Consider the following 15,187-nt stretch of genomic DNA (forward strand, 5'->3'; position numbering starts at 1 on the left):
CCGTGAACGACTCGCCCGACTCCCACCGCGAAGCCATGCAGCCGACCGAGCCGTTGGCCGGCACTTCTTCCCGCGCGTCGGCGACGCCGTCGGTTGATAAGAGGGCGTCGCGAATCCGGACGATGTTCGCCGAAATCGCACCACGATATGATTTTCTCAATCATCTGCTCTCCTTGGGCATCGATCTCCGCTGGCGGCGCAAAGCGGTCCGTTTGGCCGGCAATCCTGAGGGAGGGCCGGTTTTGGACGTCTGTTGTGGAACGGGCGATCTGGCTTTGGCCTTTCGCCGCGCGCATCCGACCGGCACGGCGATCGTGGCCGCGGACTTTTGCCGCCCCATGCTGGTCATCGCCAAGGAAAAGTCGGCTCGAAGACGTGGAAGTCCCATTCAGTTCATCGAGGCCGACGCCTTAAATCTGCCCTTCCCCGACAATACGTTCAGTCTGGTTTCCGTGGCATTCGGCCTGCGGAATGTTGCCGATACCGATCGCGGTTTGTGCGAGATGGCGCGCGTCTGTCGGCCGGGCGGAAAGGTACTGGTCCTGGAATTCACACTGCCCACAATACCCGTGGTCGGTAGACTTTATCGCTGGTATTTTCACTGGGTGCTGCCGCGGATCGGGCAAGCGGTGGCTCGGAATCGGCACTCGGCCTACAATTATTTGCCTGCCAGCGTGGAGGAATTTCCTCAAGGGAGCGCCCTGTTGCGGCGGATGGCCGCGGCGGGACTCCGCGACGCAAAAGCATTTCCCATGACCTTCGGTATCGCAACGCTGTACTCAGGGACCAAATGAAACGTCAAATCGTGGTGGCGATTACAGGCGGTAGCGGCGTGGTGTACGCCGTGCGATTGATCGAGGTCTTGCTCTCGGCCGCCTGCGACGTTCACTTGACGATCAGCCGGGCGGGCGCGACGGTACTCGAGGAAGAGTTGGACCTTTCCGTAAACCTCGAGGACTTTCAACCCAACATGCTGCTCCTGGGCGATACCCAGGCTTTGGAGGACTCCAAACTGCAATTGGTCCGATCGTTGGCCGGATTGTCCAGCGAGTCGAGCCACGTATTGTCGGTCGCCACCGGCGAGCCGGGGACTCTTCATTACCATCATTTCCAGCGTCTCACGGCCCCCATCGCAAGCGGCTCGTTCTTGACGGACGGCATGGTCATTTGTCCCTGTTCGATGAGCACGCTCGCGAACATCGTTCACGGCGGAGGAACGAATTTGATTCATCGGGCGGCCGAAGTCCACTTGAAGGAGCGACGCAAATTGATCGTCGTGCCGCGAGAGACGCCGCTATCCACGGCACACTTGCGCAACATGCTGATGGCATCGGAATACGGGGCCGTGGTGTTGCCGGCCATGCCCGGCTTCTATCACGGCGTGGTCGGCGTACGGGACTTGATCGACTTCATCGTGGCGAGGATCGCCGATCAATTGGGAATCGAAAACGCGTTGATCTCCCGATGGAACGGCAAATCACCCTGAATCCCGCGCCGCAATGCTCATCCGTTTCTACGGTCTGAGAGGACGTCGTAACGTGTCGAAGATTCAACCGGCGACAGACCGCGGATCGGCCGACGCGTGCTCCCCTAGCGCGGCGAAAGTCACCGCCGGCGTGGCGGTCGCTTCCAACTCGATGTTCCGAATCATCCGAACGTATCTCGAGCTGATTCGGTTCAGCCACACGCTTTTCGCCTTGCCGTTCGCTCTGTTGGGCGCTGCGATGGCCTGGGCCGAAACGCCTTTTCAGTGGCGGCATCTGGCGGGCATCTTGTTGTGCATGGTGTTTGCCCGAAGCGCGGCCATGGCGTTCAACCGCTTGGCCGACGCCCGTTTCGACGCCCTGAACCCCCGCACAGCCGGACGGCACCTGCCGCGCGGCATCGTGAGCCGGGCTTCGGTGGCCGCGTTCACGGCGATCTCGTCCCTCGGTTTCATCGCATCCACGCTTCTGTTTCTGCCGAATCCTTGGCCCGTCTCGGCCGCCGTACCGGTTCTCCTGTTCCTGTTGAGTTACAGCTTTGCCAAGCGTTTTACCTCGGCCTCGCATGTCTGGCTCGGCGCCGCCTTGGCGTTGTCCCCGCTCGCGGCATACGTCGCTATAGTAGGGGACTTCGCCCTACCGCCCATCTTGCTGAGTTTGGCAGTCGTGTTTTGGGTCACGGGATTCGACATCATCTACGCCTGCCAAGATACCGATTTCGATCGTCGATTCGGCCTGCGAAGCATCCCCGCTCGCTGGGGCGTGTCCGGGGCACTGCGGGCGTCGGCGATGAGTCACGTCTTGTTCTTGGGCGTCTTGGCGGTCCTCGCCTTTACCTACGCGCCCTTCGGCTCAGTTTATCGCGGCGGCCTGATCCTGGTCGGGCTGGTCTTGGCGTATGAGCATCTCCTCGTTCGCCCGGACGATCTCAGCCGACTCAATCAGGCCTTTTTCACGGCCAACGCCGTTATCGGCATCGGGCTTTTTTTGATCGGCACCGCGGACATCTTCTTCCTTTGACACCCCTTCCCCAAGAATCCAACCATTGCAACCCAAATACCAGTGAGAAGTTCTATGTACTATGCCTTGATTGACGACGATCGTGATGCGGCGATTCAGCGCGGTCTGAACCGCATTCACGATAAGCTGATCGCCGGCCGACGGCTGTCGGCGGAAGACGGCCTGCTCCTTTTTCACCCGGAAACCTCGCTCCACGTGGTGGGGCAACTCGCGGCGGAACGCTGCCGCGCCAAGCACGGTCGCACCGTGTTCTACAACCTCAACAGTCACCTCAATCCAACCAATGTCTGCGTGTATCGTTGCAAGCTCTGTGCCTTCTATCGTCCCGCCGGGCACGCGGAAGGTTACTTCCTTTCCTTCGACGAGATCTTGCGGCGCGGCCAAGAGGCGTGGGACGCGGGTTGCACGGAAATGCATATCGTCGGCGGATTGCCGCCGGACCGACCTTTCGAATGGTACGTCGAAATCCTGCGGGTCCTCCACGACGCTTTTCCCAAGCTGCATCTCAAGGCGTGGACGGCGGTCGAGATCGCCTGGTTCGCCCGAATCAGCGGAAAGTCCCCGGCTCAGGTTCTGGAGACCTTGATCCAAGCCGGCCTCGGAAGCCTACCGGGCGGCGGAGCCGAAATCTTCCATCCCGACGTGCGATCGAAGATTTCAGCGGGAAAGGCCGACGCCGACGCTTGGTTGGAGATCCATCGGACGGCCCATCGTCTCGGGCTGCGCAGCAACGCGACGATGCTTTTCGGCCACGTCGAGGAACCGCGGCACCGCGTGGATCACCTGCTGCGCCTGCGCGAGTTGCAAGACGAAACGGGCGGATTTCAAGCCTTCGTCCCGCTTCCGTTTCATCCCCACGCCACGGCATTGGCGCATTTGCCGAAACCATCCGCCATGGACAATCTGAGGACCTTGGCCGTATCCCGTCTCCTATTGGACAACTTCGATCACATCAAGGCCTACTGGATTTCCCTAGGGGTGGGTGTGGCCCAAACCGCGTTGGCCTACGGGGCCAATGATCTCGACGGCACGGTTCGCCAAGAGAGCATCTACCACGAGGCAGGCTCCGACGCCCCCGAGGTATTGACGGTGGACGAACTGTGCGGTCTGATCCGGGAAGCCGGTCGAGAACCCGTGGAGAGAGACAGCCTCTATCGCCGCGTTCGTCGAGACGGCCGGGAATGGGACATCGAGCGCGACTAGCGCGGAGGCTGAAGGAGGCTTCGGCCGGCGTCATCGCCGAGGCGGCCGGACTTTCATGACCGAGAAAACCTCCGCAGAGATACTGAGACAATCCATCCAATACGTGCCGGGAGTCGGACCTCGCCGCGCCGACACGCTTGCTCGCCTGGACATCCGTACCGTAGCCGACGTTCTATTCTTCTTCCCGCGCGATTACGAGGATCCGGGCGACGTTCGGCCCATCTCGCAATTGCAAGAGGGCGCCCTGCAATCCGTCATTGGGGAAATCTGCGAGGTGGAGGCCCGTTCCTCTTCCTCCGGACGTTTCGTCCTGGGAGTTCTCGTGACCGACGGCCGATCATTTTTACGGGCCTTGTGGTTCGATCAGCCGTATCGCCAAGAAATGTTTCGCCGCGGTCAGCGCGTGCTGTTGACGGGCCGCGCTCGGTACAAGGGCATGATGTGGGTGATGGCCCACCCCAAGGCCCACATTCTGGCCGAGGATGAAACGCCCCGGACGGCGCCCCTACCGATCTATCCGCTGACCGAGGGAATCCGGCAATGGGAACTCCGCCGTATTGTGCGGCGCGTGCTCGACGACTATGCCGACTACTTGGAGGATGTCTTCCCGGACGACTACCGGGAGCAACACGATTTGATGCCCTTGCCGGAGGCGGCGCGGACGATCCATTTCCCACCCGACCTTGCCGCCGCGGAACGGGCCCGCCGAAGATTCGTCTACCAAGAACTGTGCATTCTGCAACTGGCTCTGGCGATCCGACGGGCCCGGCAAATGGAATCGGCCACAGCGCCCTGCCTACCCCGTACGGCCAAGATCGATGCCCGCATTCGCCGCCTGCTCCCCTTTTCCTTAACGCCCGCCCAGGAACAGGCCATTGACGAAATCACGGCGGATATGGGGCGATCCGTACCCATGAATCGCCTGTTGCAAGGCGACGTGGGGAGCGGCAAGACCGTGGTGGCCGTCTACGCCATTCTGTTAGCGGTTGCACATCAGCACCAAGCCGCGCTTATGGCTCCGACGGAAATCCTCGCCCGGCAACACTTTCAAACCGTGGATCGGCTCTTGTCGCACAGCCGGGTAAGACGCGCTCTGCTGGTCGGGGGATTGCCTGCCGCCGAGCGCGCCGCATTGCTGGAGCGACTGGCCGCCGGTGAGTTGGATCTCGTGGTGGGCACGCAAGCCGTCGTCCAGGAGGGGGTGCGATTTCACCGTCTGGGTTTGGTCGTGATCGATGAACAGCACAAATTCGGGGTCCGGCAACGTGCGGCGCTCAGGGAAGCGGGCGAGGAACCGCATTACCTCGTGATGACCGCCACCCCCATCCCCCGCACGCTCACCATGACCCTATTCGGCGACCTCGACGTTTCGGTCATCAAGGAGCTTCCGCCCGGGCGAAAACCGGTAAAGACCTATTTGGCATCCCCCGAGCAACGCCCTCAATGGTGGGAATTCTTTCGCCGCAAGTTGCGTCAGGGACGGCAAGGTTACGTCGTCGTCCCCTTGGTGGAAGAGGCTGAAGCATCAGGCTTGCGCAGTGTGGAGGCGGTCCACCGTGAACTTCAAGACGGAGAATTGCGCGAGTTTCGCTTGGCGACCGTACACGGACGCATGACAGCCGAGGAAAAGGACTCCGTCATGCGTCGATTCCACCGTCACGAAATCGACGTTCTTGTTTGCACGTCCGTGGTGGAAGTCGGGATCGACGTCCCCAATGCCACCCTCATGACCATCGAAAACGCCGAGCGTTTCGGATTGGCACAACTGCATCAATTACGGGGCCGGGTTTCGCGAGGAAGATCCGTCGGCCATTGTTGCGTGTTCACGGATGCATCCTCTCCGGAATCACGGCGACGCTTAGAGGCTTTTCGCGACACGACGGATGGTTTCGAATTGGCCGAAATCGATTTCGCCATGCGCGGACCGGGAGAGATTTTCGGCACCCGACAGCACGGTCTGCCGCCGTTCCGGATTGCCGATCTGCTCCGCGACCGCGACATCGCTGAAGAGGCGCGCCGTGACACATGGCACTTGGTACAAGGCGACCCCGGCTTGCGCCGACCGGAACATGCTCGCTTGCGAGCCATGGTACTAAAGCGATACGGAAAAACGCTGGATTTGGGGGACGTGGGATAGCAGCCGGGCCGGTCGGACGGTGCTCGGTCCCCAGCCCTCGACGAGTCACCCTAAGGCTTTCGAAGCACGCCGGACCTGCCCGCGGCCCGCGCTGCCGCGAGTGCTACTCCCCTCGCATCAGTTTTCGATAGGCCTCCACGGCCAATTGGTCGCAGCGTTCATTTTCGGCGTGGCCGGTGTGGCCGTAAACGTGCCGGAATTGGACTTCGTGTTTATCCAGCAATTCGGCCAACCGCCGCCAGAGGTCGTCGTTCTTGACCGGCACCAGCTTTCCCTTGACCTTCCGCATCCAACCGTTGGCGCGCCAGCCGGGCAACCATTCCGAGAACCCTTTTCCGACATACTGACTGTCGGTGATGACGGTCACGCGGCTCCGCCGTCGCAGGGCCTCCAACCCACGAATCACGGCCGTCAATTCCATGCGGTTGTTGGTCGTTTCCCGTTCTGCACCGGATTGGACCAATTCCTTGCCGCTGGCCGGGTGTCGCAGGATGAAAGCCCAGCCCCCCGGACCGGGATTGCCCGAACACGCCCCGTCGGAATAGAGCAGCACCTGCGGGAGGCTCGCGCCCGACCGCCGATCGCTTTGTTTTTGCCGAGCCGTCTCCTCGCCATTGGTCGCCCTTGTTCCGTCCATCAGCTCATCGCCTTGACGTGATGTGGATTCTCATTCCATGAGAATTGTAAATCGACTTGCACGCAGCTCGTGGGCAGGCCTCTGGCGGATTTTTACCGAACGGTTTGGGGCCGCCGGGCGTGAGCGACCGTAGCGCCCCGCAGCGACGCCCTCCTAACGACCAGGCAAGAGGCCGCTTCTTTCGGCCGCAGCACCCGCGAGAACCGCTCCGTGGTCTCCGCCGCCTCGGTCCGGCGGTTACCGGCCTCCGGTGGTCGGAGTGCGACGCAAAGCCGCGGCATCCGTCGTCGCCGGCCGATCGCGGTCGAAACGCATCCGCGAAAAGTCGGAAAGCTCCTCTCCGACCGGCCGATCCTCCAGGTGGCTGAGCTCCAATCGCCACGGCAATCGGACGGTGAATACGCTTCCCCGCCCCAATTCGCTCTGCACGCTGACTTCCCCGCCCAGCAAGCGGCACAGTTCCTTCACGATCGACAACCCCAAACCGGATCCAGGATACTCGCGTTTCAAGGGATCGCCGTCCGGCATGGCGGTTCGCCCTTGGCGGAACTTCTCGAAGATGATCTGGCGATCCTCCTCGGCGATCCCGACGCCCGTGTCGGCGACTCGCATGACCATGCAACCCTGCTGGTCCGGATATACCGAAATGCGGATGGAACCGCCTTCCGGGGTGAACTTGATCGCATTGGAAAGCAGGTTATTGAGAATCTGGGCGACGCGGTTTTGATCTTGAAACATCGGCGGCAGATTCGGCTCGATGTCCACGCTGAGGTCGATGTTCTTCTTTTCAGTCAGGGGCCTGGCCATGTCGCATTGCGAGTGCACGATCTGATCGATGGCGAATTCGGTGGGACGGACCTCCATCCTTCCCGCCTCCATCTTGGCCAGATCCAAGATATTGTTGATCATCTCCAGCAGCATCCGGCCCGATTTTTGGATGTTTTGCACGTATCGTCGTTGTTTCTCATCCAAGGACTGGATGGAGCTGAGCACCTCGCTGAAACCTAGGATGCTGTTCAACGGCGTGCGCAGCTCATGGCTCATGGTGGCCATGAAGTCGCTCTTCACGCGGTTCATTTCGTAAAGTTGCATGTTGAGCTGGGCCACCTCATCCAGTTTGGCATCCAACTCGGCGTTCAGATCGCGAAGCTGGTCTTGCACCGCCACCAGGTGGCTCAACATTCGGTTGAAAGCGTTGGCCAGCAGCTCGAACTCGTCGCGCGTATGGATTCTCGCCCGGAGCGCCGTGTTGCCCTCGGTGATGGCTTCGCTGACCGCTCTGAGATGCCGCAACGGCCGCACGATGACGTAGCGGATCGTCACATAGAAAGCGATCATGGCCAGGAACGCGGTGATGATCGCCACGGCCAGGAGCATGCTCCAGTACTTCATCACGGCGGCCTGAGTCGGGCCGTTCGGAATCGTTACTTGCAGCACCGCCATCAAGTCGCCCTCGCGGATGGGCGCCGAGGCGGTCCCCGTCGATCCCGGCGTATAACCCTCGCCTTCCAGCAGGCGGTGACAGTCCACGCAGGAACGCTCGGCCCAGATCGGCTGATAGTATTGATATTCCCGTCCGCCGGCCACCAGACGCTCGGCAAACAGCATCGCATCCTCTTGGTCGCGTTCCTCCTCCGTCATGCGCGCGAATCGCTGCAACAGTTCCGATTCCAAGGCGTCTTGGGGCGGCCCCCCTTCCGCCGTTTCCTGAAACCGCCGCTCCGGCGGCCGGACGAAACGCCACCGATAACCCTGCAATTCCCGATTCCGAATCACTCCCGTCAGGTATTCTACGAAGTCCTTCCGCGGCTCCATCGCTCGATAATGCGTGGTCAGCATCACCTGATCGACCAACAGGCGAGCCGTGTCGGGATTTTGCCGGGTCACGACTTCTCCCGTGACACGCCAGTACAGCAACACACTGACGGCGATGACCAAGACGAGAAACAGGCCGAAGAGCGCAAGGCACTTGACCTCCAAGCTGGTTTCGATGAGGGCGCGATCCAGGCGGCGACTCATGATCTCGCCGATCCCTTATTCCCTTGCCAATGTTGCCATCGCATCCAATCCACGCGACTCGTCCCGCGACATTACCGATTCCACCAACAGTCCCATGCCTCCTTGCCTTACCCCGGAACGGACGGGCGGCGCCTGCCCAAGCCCTTCTATGATATGCGGTCGCCACCCATGGCGAAAAGCCGTTCCCAACCCTGGCTTGAACTCTCGGCGGGCGGCTACCGTCCTGCCGTCGAAGCGACCGACATGCAACTAGAGCATATCAAACCGACAAGCGATTAGAGCATATCAATCGGGTCGACATCGACGGTGCATCCAATTTCCTCCGGAAGCTTGATATCATTCAAAACCGATCGGATGACTTCCCGAAGGCGTTCGCCCTCCGACGTTTGAATCTGAAAGTGATAGCGAAACTTTCCCCGCAGCTTGGCCAGCGGTGCGGGTGCCGGGCCGAGCAGCCGAAACAACCCCTCCCCGCTTGCCGCGTGCGCCCAGGCTTGGCGAATCCGTTCCGCGAGCGTTTCGGCCGCCGCGCGCGCCGGCTCCTGCCGAGCGGCGTGAACGATGAACCTGATGACTTGCGCGAAGGGCGGATAATGCAGCGCCTGCCGATTGGGCAGCTCCCAGGCGGCGAACCGGTCGTAATCGTGCCGCACCGCCGCCAAGATGGCCGGATTCTCCGGATCGAACGTCTGCACCCAGACTTCACCGCCTTGATCCCCCCGTCCCGTCCGCCCCGCCACTTGCGTAACCAATTGGAAGGTCCGTTCCGCGGCGCGGAAATCGGGAAAGTGAAGCGCCGTGTCGGCGTTGATCACCCCTACCAGTGTGACGTTGGGAAAATCCAGCCCTTTGGCGATCATCTGCGTTCCCAATAGGATACGAATATCGCCGCGACGAAACGCCTCCAAGGCTCGTTCGTGCGACCCTCGACTACGCATCGTATCGGCGTCCATTCGCAGGCACGCCACGCCCGGATATCGAGCACGAATCTCCGCCTCCAGCCGCTCCGTCCCCAGCCCGCTAAAGCGAATACCCTCGAATCGGCATTCCGGGCAGCAAGTCGGCGCCGGCACGCGGTAGTCGCAATAGTGACACATCGCCGTCGCCTCCGAGCGGTGATGGGTGAGGGCGATATCACAATTCGGACATCGCACCACGTGTCCGCAGTGGGCACACTGGATGTGCGTCGCAAAGCCGCGGCGATTCAAAAGAAGGATCACTTGCCCCCCTTCCGCCAACGCTTGGCGCACGGCGGCATCCAATCGCCGCGTAATCGCCCCCTTGTCTCCCCGTTTGCCCTGCGGTCGGCGCAGGTCGATCGTGCGTACCGCCGGCAGGGGGCGATCCTCGATCCGGCGCGAGAGCTTGACTAGCCGATAGTGGCCCGACTGTGCTCCGTACCAACTTTCCAATGAGGGCGTTGCCGATCCCAGAACTAACGGCACGTTTTCGAGCACGGCGCGCTGCAGGGCGACGTCCCGCGCATGATAGCGCGGCGTTTCTTCTTGCTTGAAAGAGGTCTCGTGCTCCTCGTCGAGAACGATCAGCCCCAAATGCGGGGTCGGCGCGAAGACGGCGCTGCGTGCGCCGACGATCACTTGCACGTTGCCTGAAGCGATCCACTCCCATTGCTGCGCCCGCTCCACGTCGGTCAAGTGGCTGTGCAACACGGCCACACGATCGAAACGCGACCGAAAGCGGTATAGCGTTTGCGGGGTGAGGCTGATTTCCGGCACCAGCACCACAGCCTGCCTGCCGTAAGAAACCACTTCCTCGATGGCTTGGATGTAGACCTCCGTCTTGCCGCTGCCGGTAACGCCTTGGATCAACACCGTACCGTGTTTTCCGGAACGCAGCACCTCCAGGACGGCATCTCGGGCAGTACGTTGTTCCTCGGTCAGCGCCAACGGCGGTTGCCGGGCAAAGACCTCACGCCCTGGTTTTCGTTCCCGAACGCGAACCGACTCCTTGCGAATCCAACCGCGACGGACTAGGTTTTGCAGCACGCCTTCCTTGCACCCCGAAACCGCCGCCAAATCCTTCGGGTCCCAAGCCCGATCTTCCTTGGTCAGAATCTCCATAACCTTCCGCTGCTTGGCGGTGAGGTCGAGTGTTTCGAGATCAGCCTCCGTAACCGCCGCGCGGAGAAAAATGCGCCAGCGCGAGCCGGCTTGCCGCCGCACCCCCGCAGGCACGACGGCATCCAAGACTTGCCCCCACTCGCAGAGGTAACGATCCGCAATCCACGCAGTCAATCTCAGCATCGTGGGCGACAGCAACGCCCGCTCGTCCAAAACGCGGTGCACGCTCTTCAAGCGATCCCCGGGAACGCCTTGCCATAGCACCTCCACGCAGTAACCGATCCGTGGCCGGTTCCCCCGACCGAAGGGGACTTCCAGCCGCTTCCCGGGACAAACGTCGTGGACCATCTCCTCCGGCACCCGATAATGGAAGGTGCCGGGTGTCCCTTGCCCAAATACGACCACCGCCACAGGGAGCTCTTCTTGGTCTTCCCAGGGCGTTTCGAGCGGAGAGTTATCGAAGAGCGTTCTCTGTTTTTCCTTCATTCGGTCATCGCGGTGGAGTCGGTCAAGCCAAGCCGGTCCGCCTGTGGGCTGGACGCCGCCACCGCCTCTCCTCACACTCTCGCCGTTAGTTTTTCCGCACGGACTGTCTAAAGGCAGGGGCATTTCCCCATCTTTGCGACACGATACAATAGCTTTGCGGGCGGTTTGGAACGCCGACGTTTCCCTCTCATTCTGGGCGTCCAAGCCCGATTGTGCCAGGTGAAGATCAGCAGGATTTTCGTGCCTTGCCCGAATTGGTCGAAAATTTCGCCGGGCGCGGCCGCGAGGATAGGGCTGATGCGGCCGGGCTCCCTTCCCTCGGCAAGGATGTTGGGCTTTGTGATCGGCGGTGGGGCATCCCTTGCAGTTTGTGACGAAACACCATGCGCATCGGCATCTACGGCGGAACGTTCGATCCGATCCATTTCGGCCACTTGCTGCTGGCCGAAAGCTGCCGCGAGCAAATCCCTCTCGATAAGGTTTATTTCGTTCCCGCCGGTAAGCCGCCGCACAAACGCGACAACGTAGTGACCCCGGCGGTGGATCGCCTCGCCATGCTGGAGCTTGCGATCTTCGGCGAAGAGGCCTTCGCAGCGTGCCGTTACGAAATCGACCGCGAAGAAGTGAGTTACACCGTAGACACCGTGCGGTGGTTCCACGAATCCTGGCCCGAGGCGGAACTTTTCCTGATCATGGGTGCTGATATGTGGCACGACCTCCCCCACTGGCGAGACCCCGAAGAAATCTGCCGTCTGGCCACGCCGGTTGCCGTCTGCCGCCCGGGAGTCCCCGAACCTCAACCCGATGGTTTGCTGCCCCTTCTCCCCAAAGATCAACCGGGGCGGCATTTCTTGCGAGTGGAAATGCCCGCGATCGGCATTTCGTCGTCGGAGATTCGCGCGCGGGTAGCGGCGGGAAAGAGCATTCGTTACCGCGTCCCCCGTGCGGTCGAGGCGTACATCGCCATGCACCCGCTGTATCGGTGAGCCTCCGCAGGCAATTAGCAAATAAGCCGCACACCGTCCGGTCACGCTCACGCGACGTTGTTCGGGACGGCGGCAAGGCAGAGGACATCCGGAAACGCGAACCGGCAGGCCGAAGGTATTGCCAATCGTCCCGGCATAGCGGAGCTGCGGTTCAGGGCGACGGCGCGGGATCCTCTCGCCCGGGCAAGACCGCCCGTAACTGTTCCCACTGCTCCTGAGCCGAGCATGCCGAATCGATGAACACGACGGCTTTTCCCCGCAGCTCGCAAACAGAGCAACCGGCTCCGCCAAGCCATTCCTCTCTGATTTCGTAACCCATTCTTCTCGCCATATCGATCAGATCCCGCACAGCATCCACAGCACCCATCCTTAAGCTCCTGCTCCATCTTGCCCAATCCGTTCGCCGTTGGGATTTGCGGCATGCGGACAAATCTTGCTGATTGTAGCATTCGCGGGTTGAGAGCAGAAGGCAAAATCGTCGATACGATTGTCAGACCCGAACCATGTGCATGCGAAGAATGCACCTTCACCCGATCAAATTGGAGAAGGCATTCAAAGTTTTCTTTTCCAGCAAGATTGACAATACCAAGGCTTTGGCAAATCTGAATAAAACTTGCAAGATTTCGTCCGCTTCGCTTGATGTTCGACTTCGAGCGCAGCAGCGCCCTTCGCCAATATCTGTGACCAGCATCGAGGAATCCTCCGTGGCAGACACAGCTCCCGCTACGCCTGAAGTGAGTCTCGAAGAACAGGTCCGCATTTTGAACGAGCGGCTTCAACGCGCGGAAAGAATGACGGCACTAGGGGAATTGGTATCGACCACCACGCACGAATTCAACAACGTCCTCACCACGATCTTGAATTGGGCACGCCACGGACTGCGGCACAAGGACGACACGACACGAGAAAAGGCCTTGGAGACCATCATCAGCGCGGCCAACCGCGGCAGCAAGATTACGCAAACGATTCTGGGATTAGCCAGGAATCGCTCCGGCGAGATGGAGCCTACCGACCTTCGTACGTTGCTCATGGATACCCTGCTGCTATTGGAGCGGGAGATGAACAAGTATCACGTGCGGGTGGAAGTGCAGACCGAGTCCGTCCCGCCCGTGATGGCCAACGGCAACCAGATTCAGCAGGTGTTGCTCAACCTCTTGGTCAACGCCCGACAGGCCATGCCGCGAGGGGGCCGGCTGACGATCCGCCTCAGGCACGATCCCGAATCTCAAACCGTGGATTTGCAGGTTCGCGATTACGGGACGGGAATTCCACCGGAGGTACTCCCGCGCATTTTCGATCCCTATTTCACGACCAAGAAAGGCCCTGACGCCAGCGGGAAGGGTGGCAGCGGTCTCGGCCTTTCGGCGTGCCGCGACATCATCGAGGCCCATCACGGCCGCATACGCGTGGAAAGTGCCTTGGGCAAGGGTACATGCTTTACCATTCGCCTGCCCGTTGCCAAGCAACCCTTGCCGACCCCTCCCCATGACAACGCTGTAACCGAATCCGCCCCCGAATCGGCCGGCGAGATGCCCAAGTGTCGAGCCGGCGGACGCGCCACGCCGGCCGCTCCGTTCAGCCGCTCGATCGTCTCCCCCGAAACGCCGCGTTCACACTGCGGTGGAACGTGATCCCCTCCCGATCGCACTTTTGCCGGGCAGAATCCAGACAGCCGTTCCGATCCGCCCCAAATCCGCCCAAACATCGTGCGGAAAAAGAGAAGCGAATCGCCCGCAGACGGCTATTGACCGCTCTGTGACGGGATGGGGCTTGGATTCGGAGACGGAACGACCACGCCGAATCGCCCGCCGATCTCTTCGACGATGCGCTGTTCCAAGGCGGTATCTCGGCCCAACGGAATCCAACCGGCATGAGCTTGCATATCGCCGATCGGACTTTCCACCCGATTCAAGGAACCGTCATTGCGGAAAGTGGCCGTGGATGCCGTGGCCCCCGAGGGCATCGCCAAGTCCTCCAGTTCTTTGAAGACTTGTACCGAGATCCAATATCCGCCGTCGCGCGGCGACACCCGTATCTCAGCCCGTCGGCGTACGGTCTGGAAAGTCGCCTCCAGACGCGAATATCGATCTGCGGAATCCCGATGCCAAGGTTCCAACCATGTGGCCGCGATCTTCGGTCGGGTCTCCAGCCTCCCCTCCGTCACCACTCCGCCGAAATCGCGAACCGGCGACTCCGAGGCGACCTCGAAGTAATTATCCACCACATCGACCAGGTTCTCCCACAAGATAAGGGGATCCCTGGCCTGCACGAAGACTGGGTTCGGATAATATGGAGTAAGAATCTGAGGCGTCGCATCAACCAGCCACGGGCGAGCACATCCCGCGCAAATTGCGCACACCGCTAAGATTGCACAAAGCACCCTCGCCGCCACGCTGATCGCCCAGTCCTGCTATCGGCTTGACACGCTCCTGATTCGCTTGGACCGGAAATCCCCGATCCGCCCTGATTTTTCGGCGCGGAGTTTCCCCCAATCGCCCGCCCGAAGCAAGGGCAATTCCAAACACGGAGGGTAAGAGAATCAGGCCGTTCGCATCGACACGAACAACCCGGCGGGCGTTCGACGCCCGCAATCAGCCGTCATGTCGGGAGAGCCTCCCCTTTCCGGCGCAACGATCATCGGGCGTAAACCGGGCGACGAACGGATGTTTTCTGCTTGCCGGCCGTATCGTTCGCCGACAGCGCCCGCTGGGCCTTGCCGAGATCGTTCACCTTAATCACCGCGACGCCGCCCCCTTTGGCACCGATCTCCGTGCCGAAAGAATGATAAGCGTAATCGATGTTCAGCCGCTGCTCGGCCAATCGCTCGCAAATCTTGCGAAAGCCGCCCGGCTGCTTGGGCACGTCCACCAGCAGGACATCGGCCAACTCGTGCGGTAGATTCAACTTCGCCAACACGGCCGCGGCCTTATCGGCATCTTTGGGGACGAAACGCACCGTGCCGCGATCCCCCGAGTCCATAACCACCAACGCCCGGTAGCCGACCTTGGCCTTCGCCATGGCATCCAGGAGTTGGGCCAGTCGCCCCGGCTTATTGATCAACCGTACGGAAACTTGTTTGGCCGTCTCCATCGGCTTCTCCTTTGCAAACGCGAGAAGTATGGATCCACTGGGTA

14 protein-coding genes are annotated in these 15,187 nt (G+C 61.0%); 7 read left to right on the forward strand and 7 right to left on the reverse strand.

Annotated features, from left to right (window positions below):
• Positions 1-2 precede the first annotated feature (2 nt).
• The 5 genes from ubiE to recG are packed head-to-tail and all read left to right on the forward strand — an operon-like array spanning position 3 to position 5,844.
• Positions 3-794, forward strand: coding sequence for a bifunctional demethylmenaquinone methyltransferase/2-methoxy-6-polyprenyl-1,4-benzoquinol methylase UbiE (ubiE, locus tag ACZ5B4_RS07445; RefSeq protein WP_464913801.1), 792 nt, complete (start codon positions 3-5; stop codon positions 792-794).
• Entirely contained in the window at positions 791-1,486 is a 696-nt protein-coding gene (locus tag ACZ5B4_RS07450) for a UbiX family flavin prenyltransferase (protein WP_464913802.1), read from the forward strand. Before ubiE ends, ACZ5B4_RS07450 begins: the two co-directional genes overlap by 4 nt.
• A 52-nt stretch (positions 1,487-1,538) precedes the next feature.
• Complete coding sequence (locus ACZ5B4_RS07455) at positions 1,539-2,504, forward strand: UbiA-like polyprenyltransferase (protein WP_464913803.1); 966 nt, start codon at positions 1,539-1,541, stop codon at positions 2,502-2,504.
• A 54-nt stretch (positions 2,505-2,558) separates the two neighbouring features.
• On the forward strand, positions 2,559-3,707 hold the full coding sequence (mqnE, locus tag ACZ5B4_RS07460; RefSeq protein WP_464913804.1) for an aminofutalosine synthase MqnE: 1,149 nt from the start codon (positions 2,559-2,561) through the stop codon (positions 3,705-3,707).
• Positions 3,708-3,762: 55 nt separating this feature from the next.
• On the forward strand, positions 3,763-5,844 hold the full coding sequence (recG, locus tag ACZ5B4_RS07465; protein WP_464913805.1) for an ATP-dependent DNA helicase RecG: 2,082 nt from the start codon (positions 3,763-3,765) through the stop codon (positions 5,842-5,844).
• Between the two features lie 103 nt (positions 5,845-5,947).
• On the opposite strand, the gene rnhA is transcribed toward recG, so the two are convergent.
• The 3 genes from rnhA to priA all read right to left on the reverse strand — a co-directional run bounded on the left by rnhA (position 5,948) and on the right by priA (position 11,067).
• The gene (gene rnhA, locus ACZ5B4_RS07470; RefSeq protein WP_464913806.1) at positions 5,948-6,481 is read right to left on the reverse strand and encodes a ribonuclease HI; all 534 of its coding nucleotides are present in this window, start codon (positions 6,479-6,481) and stop codon (positions 5,948-5,950) included.
• A 237-nt stretch (positions 6,482-6,718) separates the two neighbouring features.
• The gene (locus ACZ5B4_RS07475; RefSeq protein WP_464913807.1) at positions 6,719-8,500 is read right to left on the reverse strand and encodes a HAMP domain-containing sensor histidine kinase; all 1,782 of its coding nucleotides are present in this window, start codon (positions 8,498-8,500) and stop codon (positions 6,719-6,721) included.
• A 275-nt stretch (positions 8,501-8,775) separates the two neighbouring features.
• The gene (gene priA, locus ACZ5B4_RS07480) at positions 8,776-11,067 is read right to left on the reverse strand and encodes a replication restart helicase PriA (RefSeq protein ID WP_464913808.1); all 2,292 of its coding nucleotides are present in this window, start codon (positions 11,065-11,067) and stop codon (positions 8,776-8,778) included.
• A 383-nt stretch (positions 11,068-11,450) separates the two neighbouring features.
• Here priA and nadD point away from each other — a divergent pair, with 383 nt between their 5' ends.
• Entirely contained in the window at positions 11,451-12,053 is a 603-nt protein-coding gene (gene nadD / locus ACZ5B4_RS07485) for a nicotinate-nucleotide adenylyltransferase (protein WP_464913809.1), read from the forward strand.
• Positions 12,054-12,204: 151 nt separating this feature from the next.
• Here nadD and ACZ5B4_RS07490 read toward each other — a convergent pair whose 3' ends face one another.
• The gene (locus ACZ5B4_RS07490) at positions 12,205-12,420 is read right to left on the reverse strand and encodes a hypothetical protein (RefSeq protein WP_464913810.1); all 216 of its coding nucleotides are present in this window, start codon (positions 12,418-12,420) and stop codon (positions 12,205-12,207) included.
• A gap of 159 nt (positions 12,421-12,579) precedes the next feature.
• Entirely contained in the window at positions 12,580-12,744 is a 165-nt protein-coding gene (locus tag ACZ5B4_RS07495; protein ID WP_464913811.1) for a hypothetical protein, read from the reverse strand.
• 13 nt (positions 12,745-12,757) lie between these two features.
• Here ACZ5B4_RS07495 and ACZ5B4_RS07500 point away from each other — a divergent pair, with 13 nt between their 5' ends.
• Positions 12,758-13,684 (forward strand): sensor histidine kinase, encoded by a 927-nt coding sequence (locus tag ACZ5B4_RS07500; protein WP_464913812.1) that lies wholly within the window; start codon positions 12,758-12,760, stop codon positions 13,682-13,684.
• A 110-nt stretch (positions 13,685-13,794) separates the two neighbouring features.
• On the opposite strand, the gene ACZ5B4_RS07505 is transcribed toward ACZ5B4_RS07500, so the two are convergent.
• Positions 13,795-14,298 (reverse strand): hypothetical protein, encoded by a 504-nt coding sequence (locus ACZ5B4_RS07505; RefSeq protein WP_464913813.1) that lies wholly within the window; start codon positions 14,296-14,298, stop codon positions 13,795-13,797.
• A gap of 389 nt (positions 14,299-14,687) precedes the next feature.
• Positions 14,688-15,143 (reverse strand): hypothetical protein, encoded by a 456-nt coding sequence (locus ACZ5B4_RS07510; protein WP_464913814.1) that lies wholly within the window; start codon positions 15,141-15,143, stop codon positions 14,688-14,690.
• Positions 15,144-15,187: the final 44 nt, after the last annotated feature.

This window comes from Thermogutta hypogea, from assembly GCF_055386265.1.